A 14,019-nucleotide genomic window follows, 5' to 3' on the forward strand; every position below is an offset into this window, starting at 1 on the left:
CACTATTTAGTTAGCCTATCAAATTATCAAAATTGGTGGCGCATATCAACCAGGAAATCTCACCTGACCCCGGCTCACTCCTCCTAGTCCCCCCGGCTACAACCCATCCTTACCACTCTTCACAGATTAATTTTGGGTTAAGTTTTGCATTTAGTATTGAATATTTGGGGATATATCGCTAGGCTAATTATAAGTCAATCTTTTCTCTTGATAAGCTATCCCTATGAGTACCACCCGCACTGACCGCAACCACACGACTCTCCCTAATTCTAACCATGATCAAAATTTTGACTTTGACCAGTGGGTGAAAGCCGTCAAACCTCAGCTTATGGCTGCATTGCGCGCTAACCACCCCATTAGTGATATTCATAAAAATGGTAGATATCACCAAAAAAGGTAACCATTGATAACAGGGTATTTTGATGAAAATTTATTCTGTTTATATGTGAAGACAAACTGACTCCCCAAACCGCAACTTATCAGTTGAAAATGGGGAGTTATACTTATGTCAAGATTATCGAAATGACGAAAATCTATTGCTACACTATTTATTAAATACCATAAACTCAGCCTAAGTCTTTATTTTTGGTAATTTTGTAGCCTAGGCTACAGATTTTTTGTTTATATGCACTTACCACATCCAAAAAATGTATAAAAAGCATAATATCCTGAAAGTCCAACTGATTACTCGATTCTGCACCTGTTCCCTGGGACTGTTTTTGGTGTTTCCCCTACTATCAACTATGTATCCATCCTCCCCGGCTTTAGCAGAGTTTCCGCGCGCGGCTTCTGTCAGTTCGTCCGCGCGCCAAAAGATTTTAGAATCTCTCAAAACGGCTAACATCATCTATCTGGGGGAAACCCACGACAACACCCTGGACCATCAAGCCCAATTCGAGATTTTGCAAATATTGCATCAGCACAATCCCCAAATAGCGATCGCCATGGAAATGTTCCAGCGTCCCTATCAGTCAGTGATAGATCAATATTTAGCGGGGGAGATCTCAGAAACCCAACTGGTCCGGGACACGGAATATCTGCAACGTTGGGGTTTTCCCTGGAAATATTACGCCCCCATTGTTAGATTTGCGCGGGAGAATCAACTTCCGGTTTTAGCCATTAATACCCCCACGGAGGTGACGCGACAAGTGGCGGCGGGGGGGTTAGCCAGCCTACAAACTGAACACAAACGCTACATTCCCCCCATTGAGGAAATCAAGACGGATAATGAAAACTATCGGCAAATGCTCTACAATGTCTATAGGCAACACCAACATCAAGGCAGTGAGGGCGGGTTCGATCGCTTTGTGGAAGCCCAAGTTCTTTGGGATGAAACGATGGCTGATGCGATCGCCAATTTTGTCCAAGCTAACCCAGACTTTACCGTGGTAGTTATTGTCGGAAAGGGTCATGTAGTCTACAACTATGGCATCCCCTCCCGCGTGGAAAGACGATTAGCTGATGCCAATATCGTTCAGCGATCGGTTTTATTTCAATCTCCCCACCAAGACAGTCTACCCACAAATATAGCTGATTTCATCTGGAAACACGATACACCACAAACCAAAACCACCCAGCGATATTATAGCTGAGGCGTTCAAGTGGACCTGGGGGGAATTTAAGGCTGTACAGGCTCAAAATTTGTAGCCCCTGGGACTATAAGCCTCTATGCTGTGGTGTTGTAAAGTTTCAATAAGGATATAGTTCAGATATAGTCATATCTGATAACATACGGACGCGGGAACTGTCATAACCCAGAAAAGAAGCAGGAATCAGTTATCAAACTGCCTGGTGGTTAAAACCAGGAAATTTGACGATTCATCAATTGCCGTATTTTAGGATTATCATAACTTAATAGGCGATTGAAAGCCACTTGAATATACTCTACTTTTAAAAACTATTAACCCCGAAAACATTGACCCCAGGAATTTGAGACAATTCAGATGATTAATCAACCCCGTTTCCCGGCGCATATAGGTCAAGGATTGGCTTTTCCACTGTTCGTAAATCAGCAAGGCAATTGGGCTTTGAGTGCAGGCGATCGCAACGTCCGAGAGTCGATCTTACTAATTTTGATGACCAATATTGGGGAGCGAGTCAACCGGCCAGAGTTCGGCTGTCGTTTGTGGGAACTCAGCTTTGCACCAATCAACTCGGAAACCCTGATGTTAATGCGAATCTTCGTGCAAGAAGCCTTAGAACAGTGGGAACCGCGCATCATGCTGAGAGACGTAGAAGCGATTCCCGACCCCGATGGTGGGAGAGTAGATTTAGTGATTAACTATAGTCTCAAACCCAGTGAAGATAAGAGGAGCCTAGTCTATCCTTTCTATCTACAAAAAGATCCGGAATAAGCTGCCATGGTATTCGACTTTTTACCCAACCTTCCCAAAGCCAGCCTAGATGATCGGACCTATGAGGATCTGCTGCAAGAATGCTTGTTAAGAATCCCTCGCTATTGTCCCGAGTGGAGTAACTACAACCCCAGCGATCCAGGGATAACCTTGCTGGAACTGTTTGCATGGTTGATGGACCAGATGCTGAGTCGCTTCAACCAGCTTCCCAGGCGAAACTACGTCCTATTTTTAGAACTGCTAGGAATTCGCCTACAGCCTCCCAACCCCGCCCAAACGGAAATCACCTTTTATCTGGTATCAGATCTTCCCGAAGCCTATACCATCCCCGAAGGCATCGAAATAGCGACCACTAGGCTACCTGATGCGGAATCAATCGTATTTAGTACGGCTCGCCCGTTAGTTATTGGCAGACCCCTGATCGGACACATTCTGCACGCTGAAACCCCAGAAGAGACCCCAAAAATGTTGCGCGATCGGTTAACGAACTGGTGGACGAGGACAGAAGATGGCACATGGTCTGGCCCAGAACTGTCCTTGTTTAGCGATCGCCCCGAACCAGGGCAATGTTTTTACCTAGTCTTTCACCCTGACAGTACCATTGAAGGCAACGTCATCGCTATCTCAGTCAGAGGCCAAGCAGCCACACCCACAGGGATAAACCCCGACCATCCCCCTCGTCGTTGGGAAGCCTGGAATGGGAGATACTGGCAATTAGTCCTACTGACAGAAGCAGACGACGAAAGCCAAGGCTTCAGTTTTCAAGATGTAGTCAAACAGGGTCGAAACCCCCAAGGCGGATCGGATATTATTTTGCATTTACCCGTAGAATTTCCCGTCGCCCAGTTCACCGCCTATCAAGGTCGCTGGCTGCGCTGCGTCTACACAGAACCCACCCCTGACGAATCCCCTTATAGTGCATCCCCCCGCATTGTCGGCATCAGTTCCCGTGCGATCGGAGGAAGCACCATAGCCACCCAGTGTGAAGTAATCAGCGACGAATTACTAGGAGTGAGCGACGGGACTCCAGGCCTAGCATACCGACTCCAACGCACCCCGGTGCTGGCTCGCCTCCCCGGAGAATACCTAACTGTTACCCCGACCGGAGAACTACCTCAAACTTGGGAAGAAGTCCCGGACTTTTCCAATTCCCGACCGGACGATCGCCACTATGTGATCGACTCCCTAACCGGAATAGTACAATTTGGACCCCAGGTGAGCGAACCGACTCAACTGGTGCGAGAAACCGAGTATCGCGCTCTGTGGCAAACCACAGGCAACTCTAGGGCAGTTTTACCGGCCGACCATCAAAAGCGACAGTATGGTGCTATACCCCCAGCCGGAGCCGCTGTGCAAATGGTTCGCTATCGTACCGGAGGAGGAGTCAAGGGGAACGTCCAACCCGGAACCATCACCGTGATGAAAACTGCTGTACCCTACGTCGGGGCTGTGGTCAACCATATTCCAGCCCGATCTGGTTCCGATGCCGAATCCTTGGAGATGGCCGCCATTCGCGTCCCCCAAATGTTGCGAACCCGCGATCGCGCTGTCACCCCCGAAGACTTTGAAACCCTAGCAATAGTAGCAGGACAAGGAGCGATCGCCCGCTCTCGCTGTCTCAGGGCAAGTCCTGGGGAAGCGGGAACCGTTGAATTGCTGTTGATACCCCGCACCAGTTTGCTAGGTATCGAACAAGGAGTCGGCATTTCTCCCGATGAATTAGCCATCAGTTCCGAACTCAATCGCCAGGTTCTCAGCTACCTTGATGAACGTCGCCTGCTGGGGATACAAGTAAAATGTCGCGAACCAGAGTATGTGGGAGTCGTCGTCGCCGCCGAAATCACTATCGGAGCGCAATACAACAACCCCAACGCCCGGGAAGAGATGCGATCGCAATTGCAAATAGCTCTGTATCGGTTCCTTAACCCCATCATTGGCGGCGCTCAATCCCAAGGTTGGCCTTTTGGTCAGCCCCTGTATACAGCCGATATCATCGCCCTACTACAGAAATTTCCTACTGTGATCAGCTTGGGGACTGTGCAACTTTTTGCTATCCGCCGTCAGGGCGGGCGGTGGGTGCGGGGACAACCTACAGCCATCATTGACCCTGGTTCTAACGGCACTATCTGTTCCTGGTCTGATGTGGCAGGGGGTTGGAGTCACATTATCAATATTATCTATTAAGATGCTATCTGAATTATGGCTCTAGTTCCTGATCAACAATCTGTCCTATTAGATATTGTCTCGATCGACTTTCCCGAAACAGAACCCGCTCAGTTATCTGAATTTAATGGTACTTTCTCTGAACTGGACCGCAGAAGTCCCGCGATCCAACTCATTCCTGGAGAAACCAGCCAAATCGTCATTGACCTGGAAAACTTAGATACCCAGCCATTACATCTCACCTGTAGCTTGTCGGGGAATTTTCCCCACCACTGGGGTAGGAGTGAATTTCCCGAAGCCGTGCTGTCACCCGGAGAACGGCGGTCAGTAGTTCTCTCTTTTGGAGTCGATCGCAATTTTTTCGAGACAGAGGAGCTTTCTATGAATACCGAGGGACTGCAACTCAACTATTCTGGTCGCTTTAATGTTTATGGCAGTTATGTTAATAACCAGTCGGACACCAATGAGCCACTTTTGGAATTTATCGAGTTTGACCTATTTGTGCGACCGCGATCGCCATATATCAACCTACTACCGCAAATTTATCGGGAAATCGATTTGGTCGGTCGATTCCTGAAAATTATTGAAACCACTCTCGACCCAGATTTGCAAATATTTGGCCATCTCTGGGCCTACCTAGATCCCCTCACCGCCCCTGAAAGTATGTTGCCATTTTTAGCCCACTGGGTTGGTTGGCAGAACATCCCAACTCTGAGTCTCCAACAGCAACGCCGTTTAATTCGCCACGCTTTAGAGATTTATCGTGCTTCGGGAACTAGGCGGGGGCTGCGGTTTTACCTACACCTCGTAACTGGTTTACCTCTTGATGAAGATTTGCCGGAAGCGTCCAAACACATTTCAATTCTGGAAAACTTTACCCAGGGGGCGGTCATGGGCAGCTCCTATCTGGGTATAGATACCATTTTAGGCGGTGGCAAACCTTTTCACTTTCAGGTCCGCCTGCTGTGCGATCCTGATACTATTGACGAGAAATTGGTTCGCACTGTTATTGAAGCACAGACACCAGCCTTCTGCACTTATGACCTAAAAATAGATTCGGACAATAATATATGATCATCACTGAGAGAAATTCCTCTGATTACCCGCCGCCAGAAATTTATCCCCTCCAACGTTTGATAGTTGACGATGGATTGCTGTTAAATGCCCAGCGTTGGCGACAATCGCACGAATACCACCGAGCGCGACAAAATCTCCATTATCAATCTCTTTACCAACCGGGGATAGTTAGGGGGTTAGGGGTGTGTGTAATCGATGCCCCAGAGAGTATATCTGCCCAATATCGAGATAATCGCTGGGTGCAAATTCAACCGGGAATTGCCATCGATTTGACCGGAAATCCGATTATTGTCGATCGCCCTATCGAGTTTCGGATTAGCTCCGAGTGTCGGACAGAACCAATTACTGTTTATTTAGTTCTCCGCTATGTGGATCCGGAAACCCTCTACCGTGCGTCAGAGCAAGTATTGGTGCCAGAAAGTTTTAGGATAGATGAAAAAAATACCCCCCCCTCAGCCCAGGAAATCGAACTGTGTCGGATCGCTATTTCTGCTAATTTCACCGAAATTCGACCCGCCACAGATGTTTTTTCTCCTGATGTAAATGAGTTGGATTTACGATACCGGGTGCGAGTCCGACCGCGCTCCCAAAAAACTCGGATACGGGTAGGGGTTTTACAGGGTACTGCTGAAGATTTTTATGTAGGGGAGAATCTATTTTATCTATTGCGATCGCTTTCAGTTTTAGCACCGATGACTATGGATGCTGAACCAGTTGAAGAAATCACCTTAACTTCCCAGGTGGCTGATATTCCGCGAGACTATAGCTTGCTATATATGAGATATTCTCAGATGCTGTCTTGGGGAGAAACAGAATACAATCATCTCAAATATTACAGCGATCGAGGCACCATACTGTTGATTGAAGCCTCATCGGTCGAAGTCAATATTGCTGATATTAATTCAGCGATCGGCGAACTTAAACAGGCTCTGAATGATATTCAATTTGCCCAAGTTTCCGAATTCAGAAGGGAATTATCCTCAGAATTAACTATCTGTGAATCTGAACTTCAAAACCGCCTAGAATCCTCCTTAGAGCCTCTGCAAAATATAGCCTATCAATATCTGGGGATTAATATATCGAGTATTGCACCCATATCGGCTCAAGACCCGATTAAAATCCATCCGTTTTTATTTGATGAATTACCAATAATTAATGGAGAGCCAACCCGACTGATAAATTGGGGCAAAATTATTATATCCATAGGCTGTCTGTCTTCGGGTTGGGGGTTAAATAGTCATCAGGGATTATCCCGAGAAACCATCCGCAGCGCCCAAGAATTAGGGATTAATATTCTTAATTTTGCCTCGGAAAATTATCATTTGTCCAACAGTCAAATAAATGCAATTAGCTAGTAATTTAACCCCAAGAAAAGCCATGAAAAAATTTATTTCTATCCGACATTTCATTCCCGCATTAGTAGTATTACCCTTGCTTTGGGCTACCATTACCACAGGAGTTTTAGCTTTTTATAGTGGCAGAAAAGCTGTCAATAGTCTCATGTCAGAATTGAGCCAAAAATCGATAAATTCCATTGAAAAACACATAGATAACTACCTGAAAGTTCCAGAAATAGTCAATACCATAAACCTGATCACGATTGAAAATAACTTAATTGATATCAATAATCGGGAACTATTAACCCGCTATTTTCATGATCAGGTTGATGCTATCGATGGGTTATATTACATTTATCTAGGAACTGAAACCGGGGATTTTCTCGGTGTTCAAAAGCAGCCTGATGGAACCCAAGCATTGGTTATTGGAAATGCCGCCGAAGCTGCCGGTCGAAGTGTTTATCAGCTTGATTCAGCCGGAGTTCGTGCCGAAAAAATCAGAACCTTAGAAGCCCAGTACGATGCTAGACAGCGCCCTTGGTACAGATCATCTCTAGAAATCGGTGAAATAAGTTGGAGTCCCATTTATATTTTTGGCTCCACATTAGAACTAGGAATGACCTCAACAATTCCAGTTAAAAGTCCTGGAGGTGATACTATGGGAGTTGTGGGTATTGACTTGGGCTTGAAAGACCTCAGCAATTTTTTGAGAAGTTTGGAAATCAGCCCCCAGGGTATCGCATTTATTATGGATCGCGCCGGAAATTTAGTAGCCAGTTCTACAGACGAACAACCCTTTTTGAATGAAAATGGTCAACAACGACGATTACTCGCCCTCGAAAGTCAAGAACCGGTGATCCGCTCTACAGTCCAACACTTACTCGATACTGAGTTAAGCCTGAACCAAATTCAACAACCGATTTCCTCTCGCTTTCGATTGAATCGTGAACGCCAATTGCTACAGGTGACTCCCATGGAAAGTATGGGTTTGGATTGGCTAATTGTTGTGGTGATTCCCGAATCCGATTTTATGGAACTGATTTATAACAACCTTCGGTTTACGATGATTATCGGCTTGGGTGTGACGGTGGTAGCGATTACACTGGGGGGGATCGCCTCTTGGTGGATTATCAAACCCATCGATAATCTACACGCGGGAGCGAAAGCTATCAAAGCTAATTCCTTCGACCCAGAAATGCTTGAATCTACTATTTCGCGCTCTGATGAAATGGCCGAATTGGGTCAAGCCTTTGTGGAAATGGCAGCAATTGTCCAGGCTCGTGAGAAAAGCATGAGCGAGGAGTTAGTGGAATTGCATCGCCAGCAAGAACAATGGCGACGCGCGAGCCATCAAAACCTTGATCCTACTGTGCGCTTTCAGGAATTGATGGAGCGAGCCAGACAGGCTAGACAAAACCGCGTGTAGCAGTGCCACCAGCAATTATCAATTCTTCTAGCGACCTGATAACGTGAATCATGAACACAGATATCTCTACTAAGGAATTAACCCTAGACCCTTCTGGAGAGGGTACTACATTTGATGTGGTGGTGATCAATGACAGTCAATTCATGAGTAGCTTTCAACTAGAGATATCAGCCGCAGGAGTCGAATCCGATCGCCAATGGCTTTGGTATCAAGTTACACCGGAAGTCTGTAGCAAAAAACCACCAGGGGACCAAACCAAGTTTCAGGTAAAAGTGCTACGATCGCCAATTCCCGGATTTGTGGGGTTAGTTAATCTCACAGTGAAAGTATTTTCCCTGGAACTTGGGAAGGAAGAACGTCACATTCTCAGGCTGAATGTTATGCAGGGATTGGGAGAATGTCCCTTTCGAGTGGAACTCCCCACCAGCCACATTCAGACTCTGCCCAATAACGAAGTGGAAATTTTAGTCGGTATCCACAATAACAGTCAAAAGGCGATCGCTCTAATTTTATCGGTTATTAGCCCTAAGCGGGAATGGTTGCTGTTGGATAATCAAACCCCCCTCAACCTTCCCCCCCAGCAGAGTCAGAATTACTCCTTTACCTGCAAAGTTCCCGAAATTTTACAAGCTCTAGCGGGAGTCTATCCCTTTACCATTAGGTGTGTTTCAGCTAACCATAATTCACCCGTAGGGGCCGGTTCAAGCCTCAGTCAGTTGAGCGCGAGGACAACCACAGAAGCCTCCTGTACTGGCAGTATAGAGGTTTTACCCACAGGAACCTTAGAATTTGACGCTTTTCCTAAACAGCAACGACAACCAGCACTTCGGCCATGGCTACCTCAGTGGGGTATAGATCCCGCAGTTTACCAATTGGAATTTACCAATAATTCTAATTATCCCCAAGGGGGAACCGTAGAAATTATCAACAATCCCCAGACCCAAGATCCGATTATCAATGAGTTTTCGATTATTCCCGAACAGGTAAGTTTGGAGCCTGGAGAAATCCAAACTGTGGAACTTCTCGCCTATAGCAAACGACCTTGGTGGGGTTTGGGTCGAACACAGACCATTGAAGTAGGCTGGGAAGGCAAAGTGGGGGCTGGTTCTCTGGCGGTCAGACCTACAGGGGAGTTAACCGACCCACTCCAAAGGTTAGAAACCAAAATTTCCCCTAGGGTAGGGGGAATTGATGAATTGACGACGACCAGACCTTCAGAGGATTATGGTTCCGACAGTGAGCATCCACAACCATTGCCAATTCTGGAGTTGAGACTGTTACCCATTATTCCCCGGTGGTTACAGGTGGCGATCGCACTACTGATTTTAGGTGGTATTTGGTGGTTTTTGTATGCTGCTTTCCGGCTTAACTACCATACTGCTCCCGTCAATGTGGTTAGGTTTAACGGTTTGGGGGATATGGCGATTAGCACCTCCAATGACCAGACTCTGCGGGGGTGGCGGGTTCAGGGAAATAGACTGCGACATAACGGTTGGTTGCGGAATTTGGGGAAAGCGGGGCGCACAGGTTTGTATCGCCCTGTGGATAATGATCAGGTGGCTGTGGGGTTGGAAAACGGCGAAATTCAGATTTGGGACTTGCTCCGCTCCACTGACAGCCCCCGGCGCTCCCTGTCCTATCGCCGGGATGATCGGGTCATGGCTTTGGCTTATAGTCAAAATTCCCAGTATTTATTCAGCGCCCACGGCAGCGGTTTAATCTTGCAATGGTATGTGGGACCCACGGTAAATCTCACTAATGTTGAGGAACCTCAGTTAATTCAGGAATTTGATTTCGCTATTTATGATATCGCCCCCGTAGGGCCACGACAGGAAACTCTGGCGATCGCTGGTCGCTATAACCAATTGGTGCTTTGGGATACCACCGGCGGTAATGAAGGGTTGCGAACTGTTCCCTACCCAGCAGGGGGACAAGATGAATACATCACCTCTCTAGCTACAGCAGCAGATCAACCTTTTTTGCTGGCTACAGCAGACGATCGCGGTTCCATCAGTCTCTGGAATCTCAGAGAATGCTTAACCAACCAGTCCGCCACTTGTCAAATTATAGATCAGTGGCAAGCTCACGGGGGCCAGCCCATCCGTTCTCTAGCTTTGACCGCTAATGGCTGCTATTTAGCCAGTACCGGAGATGACGGAGAGGTTATGCTGTGGCTATTGCAGCGCTCTGGAGAGCGATCTACCCAAAATCTCGCGGGTGAGGCGATCGCGCGATCGCGTTACCCAAAAAACAGTCTAGATATGATTGCCATTGGCTCCTACCTCCACATGATCACAGGAAGTAGAGATCACCAAGTTAACCTTCACCGCATTCAACAACCTGCCACTCTCTGTAATTAGCACAGGTAGAACAACTATTAATTATCTATTATTCTTGATTGACTGAGCCATGAGCAGTACAGAACTTTCATATAACGGCCGACAACAACCTAACCAAATCGTCGAGGGGGTTCTGGAACCCGACCTGCCGACTTTGGGAAAATCCCTAACCCTAATTGCCAACCCATCTGGGGATTTTGCTATATCCGCAGGGGAAACCTTCGAGCTGCATATCACCGTAGTTAATCAGGGTATTATCGGTGCGATTATTGACCTTTATATTGATCAAACCTCTGCATCAGTATGGGAATGGTGTCGCACGCCTCAACAACGATTAGCCCTAAGTCCTCAGCAGAGTGCGGAAGTAGTCTTTGAATGTCCTATTCCCCCCCAGGCGACTCCCGGAATTTATAGTTACTTGCTCGTTGTAGATGCACCATTACACTACCCAGAAGATACCCCCATCCACCACCAAGCTAATCTTCAGGTACTCCCACAATTAGCGTCAGCGGTGCAACTCGATGATCCCACTTTTAGCCTGATACCACACACCACATCAACTGAACCAGCGATCGCCATACCAGGACAGCCGTTAACCGTCAGTGTAATAGTCAATAACCGCACGCGGCGAGTGGATCGGTTTCGGTTGCACTGTACCGATGTCCCCCCCGAATGGGTAGAGATCGAATACCCAGAAGGCTTGAATGATTTGGGTTTAGTAGTCGTCACTGATAGTTTAGCCCTCAATCCTGGGGCGATCGGAGAGATTAAGTTAAAGTTAAACCTACCCGTGGACGTTCATGGGGGGCGATATGCCATCACCTTGTCACTGAACTCGGAAAATCTTCCTGATTTAGCCCTGTTGGATATCCTCCACTTTCACATTAAGCCTAACTATGATTTGGTGTGGGATCTACAGACCATCGTGGGTCGCATTCGCAGCGGAAGCGGACAGTTTCAACTGCAAATCCAAAACCGAGGTAATACCGATCGCCAACTGCGGTTTAATCCCAGAGAAGAGGGAGAGGTAGAAAATTGTCTGTATACTCTGATGCCAGATGAGTTTCGGCTACTCCCAGAGGAGAGTGTGGAAATGTCTGTCGAGGTCATGCCAAAACACTGGTGGTACAGACCTTGGTGGGGACGGGGACGGCTATTTGAGTTTTATTTGGAACCCCAAGATTTGCACCGCTTACCCCTCCCTCAAGATCGTATCAATGGTACTCTAATTTGGGAGCCTCGCCCCTGGTGGCAGTTGTTGGTTGCCTGTTTGCTGGGACTCGGAGCGATCGCTGCCTTGATTTTCGCGATCTGGTCCGTTTTTTTTAAGCCTCCCACCCCCCCTCGGATTTTAGAGTTTAGATCCGAGTCCCTCAACTACGCCGCCGCTAATGACGATTTTATTTATTTGGGTTGGGTAATTGGACCGCCGACTCGGGAAATCCGTGCTATAGAAATTGTTGGCAAATCTCCTGATGGTAGTATTTCCAGTGCTGCCGTTACCTATGATTTTAGTCGGGGTATTCCCGATGAGTTGGCTTCTTTGTGTACCCTAGAACAGGTATTGCGATGCTACAACATTCGCACTGATGCTCGTCGTCCCGGAGAGTATATTTTTGAGTTAAGGTTGTTTCCTAAACAGGATATTGACAAGATTCAATTAGCAAAGACCAGTTTAATTAGGATTGAACCTCTACCTATTCCCCAAATTACCAATTTCACAGCCAGATTAAGTAGTCAGCAGCGCCGAGAATTGCCACCAGAACAGGTTGATAATCCGCGCGCCAACAATAACAGCCTTCCTAACAGTGGTTTTTTCTCTGACCCCGAGCCAATGATCGCACAATTGAGTTTTCAGGTTCTCCATGGCGCGCAAGTCGAAACCTTAACATTGGTGGGTCGCTCTCCTGATGGCTTCGTTAATTTTCCCCAGAAAACCTATACTGTCAGTCCTGATGAATTTTCCGAAGATTTACTCGGTCCCTGTCAGGTTGATTGGGATGGGATTTTGACCTGTCGGGGGTTATCGCTACAATTGGAAAAACCCGACACTTATATTTTTGAATTACAGGTCATTTCTTCGGACTCCCCCGCAGAGGTAGCCGACAGTCGCAAAGCTGACCCCATTGTGTGGGAACCGCCACCACCGCCACGGATTACTACTTTTGCTTCCCGCAAAGCTACTTATCGCGTTGGTGAACAGCAACAAATTGAGTTTCAATGGGTGATTGATAATGCCGCACAACTTCAACAGTTGGAGTTACGGAGTTTATCCCCGGAAGGGTTGGTTAATTTCCCCAAGATTACATATCGCTTTGATGGACAAATTCCCCAGGCCTTACAAGATAAATGCCAAGTTACCGGGAAACAATTGGTTTGCGATAATATCGCGATCTCACTACCAGACCCAGGACGCTATAATTTTGAGTTGACAGCTATTCAGCGTTCCCACCTGGCCGAAACAGAGCCATCTCGACAAATTCATGCGATCGCTATTCAACCACCATTAGCCCCAGAAATTACCAATTTTCAGGCAGAAACATCCAACTCTCAGACGGGGACAAATCCTATTCGTTTAAATTGGAACATCAAAAATCCTCAACATTTACTAGGTGTTCGGATCATCGGGCGCTCACCAGAGGGAATTGTCACAGTTCCCGAAGTTCTCTATCCTTTTAATGGTAGTATTCCCCCAGTTCTTCAGAATAACTGCCAGTTAAATGCTGAACAGCTTACCTGTCGTAATGTTCCCACTTCCGCCCAAGAACCCGGAGATTATATCTTTGAGTTAATACCTGTTAATCAGAGTAATTTAGCCGCCAATGCCACATCTGTTAAAAGCGATCGCATTCGTATCCGACCACGCCCCGTTGCTCCTCCTCAAATCAATAATTTTCAAATTAATGGTGAGGATGCTCCCCTAAAATATGTCGTTATTATAGACCCTGAAACTTCTCCATCACCTTTGAATTTATCATGGGAAGTTAGTGGTAGTGGCGACCTACAAACCGAGTTACTCCCGGTTCCAGGTGTGGTTCCTAACCGTGGAAATTTGACCTATCCCATTGCGCCTCAGTCTGGACAAGATACCCTGACTCTCAGAGTCACTAATACTGACGGGAAACAGGTTCAACGTTCAATTTTGATTGAAAGGGTGCTTCTTCCTCAACCAGAACCTGCACCTTTGATCAGCCCCGATTCAGACACCCCCGATTCAGACACCCCCGATTCAGACACCCCATCAGGTAGACAATTAACACCCTTTTCTCCTGAACTAGAATCTAATCCTTGGGATCTGATTGATAACCCACCGCCATAATTAA

At 46.9% G+C, this 14,019-nt stretch carries 9 protein-coding genes; all 9 read left to right on the top strand.

Going from position 1 to position 14,019, the window contains the following annotated elements; genetic code table 11:
* Positions 1-223: 223 nt before the first annotated feature.
* A complete protein-coding gene (locus tag XZ46_RS35350) occupies positions 224-400 on the top strand; it encodes a hypothetical protein (protein WP_006626017.1) in 177 nt (58 codons plus the stop codon).
* 247 nt (positions 401-647) lie between these two features.
* Positions 648-1,592, top strand: a complete 945-nt coding sequence (locus tag XZ46_RS10705; RefSeq protein WP_006626016.1) for a ChaN family lipoprotein — start codon at positions 648-650, stop codon at positions 1,590-1,592.
* A 351-nt stretch (positions 1,593-1,943) separates the two neighbouring features.
* Positions 1,944-2,354 carry a GPW/gp25 family protein gene (locus tag XZ46_RS10710; RefSeq protein WP_008050396.1) on the top strand — a complete coding sequence of 137 codons (411 nt, stop codon included), beginning with the start codon at positions 1,944-1,946 and terminating at the stop codon, positions 2,352-2,354.
* A gap of 6 nt (positions 2,355-2,360) precedes the next feature.
* Complete coding sequence (locus XZ46_RS10715; protein ID WP_008050397.1) at positions 2,361-4,538, top strand: putative baseplate assembly protein; 2,178 nt, start codon at positions 2,361-2,363, stop codon at positions 4,536-4,538.
* A 15-nt stretch (positions 4,539-4,553) separates the two neighbouring features.
* Positions 4,554-5,591, top strand: coding sequence for a phage tail protein (locus XZ46_RS10720; RefSeq protein ID WP_008050398.1), 1,038 nt, complete (start codon positions 4,554-4,556; stop codon positions 5,589-5,591).
* Entirely contained in the window at positions 5,588-6,949 is a 1,362-nt protein-coding gene (locus tag XZ46_RS10725) for a hypothetical protein (RefSeq protein ID WP_008050399.1), read from the top strand. The genes XZ46_RS10720 and XZ46_RS10725 overlap by 4 nt, the downstream gene beginning before the upstream one ends.
* Positions 6,936-8,357, top strand: a complete 1,422-nt coding sequence (locus XZ46_RS10730) for a PDC sensor domain-containing protein (protein WP_048895050.1) — start codon at positions 6,936-6,938, stop codon at positions 8,355-8,357. Before XZ46_RS10725 ends, XZ46_RS10730 begins: the two co-directional genes overlap by 14 nt.
* Positions 8,358-8,407: 50 nt before the next feature.
* On the top strand, positions 8,408-10,717 hold the full coding sequence (locus tag XZ46_RS10735; RefSeq protein WP_008050411.1) for a hypothetical protein: 2,310 nt from the start codon (positions 8,408-8,410) through the stop codon (positions 10,715-10,717).
* A gap of 49 nt (positions 10,718-10,766) precedes the next feature.
* Complete coding sequence (locus XZ46_RS10740; RefSeq protein WP_008050412.1) at positions 10,767-14,015, top strand: COG1470 family protein; 3,249 nt, start codon at positions 10,767-10,769, stop codon at positions 14,013-14,015.
* Positions 14,016-14,019: the final 4 nt, after the last annotated feature.

This window comes from Limnospira indica PCC 8005, assembly GCF_000973065.1.
In the GTDB taxonomy this organism is placed as follows: domain Bacteria; phylum Cyanobacteriota; class Cyanobacteriia; order Cyanobacteriales; family Microcoleaceae; genus Limnospira; species Limnospira fusiformis.

Coding starts and splice junctions, on each gene's coding strand:
- XZ46_RS35350 (WP_006626017.1), top strand. CDS start 224: ATGAGTACCACCCGCACTGACCGCAACCACACGACTCTCCCTAATTCT.
- XZ46_RS10705 (WP_006626016.1), top strand. CDS start 648: ATGTATAAAAAGCATAATATCCTGAAAGTCCAACTGATTACTCGATTC.
- XZ46_RS10710 (WP_008050396.1), top strand. CDS start 1,944: ATGATTAATCAACCCCGTTTCCCGGCGCATATAGGTCAAGGATTGGCT.
- XZ46_RS10715 (WP_008050397.1), top strand. CDS start 2,361: ATGGTATTCGACTTTTTACCCAACCTTCCCAAAGCCAGCCTAGATGAT.
- XZ46_RS10720 (WP_008050398.1), top strand. CDS start 4,554: ATGGCTCTAGTTCCTGATCAACAATCTGTCCTATTAGATATTGTCTCG.
- XZ46_RS10725 (WP_008050399.1), top strand. CDS start 5,588: ATGATCATCACTGAGAGAAATTCCTCTGATTACCCGCCGCCAGAAATT.
- XZ46_RS10730 (WP_048895050.1), top strand. CDS start 6,936: ATGCAATTAGCTAGTAATTTAACCCCAAGAAAAGCCATGAAAAAATTT.
- XZ46_RS10735 (WP_008050411.1), top strand. CDS start 8,408: ATGAACACAGATATCTCTACTAAGGAATTAACCCTAGACCCTTCTGGA.
- XZ46_RS10740 (WP_008050412.1), top strand. CDS start 10,767: ATGAGCAGTACAGAACTTTCATATAACGGCCGACAACAACCTAACCAA.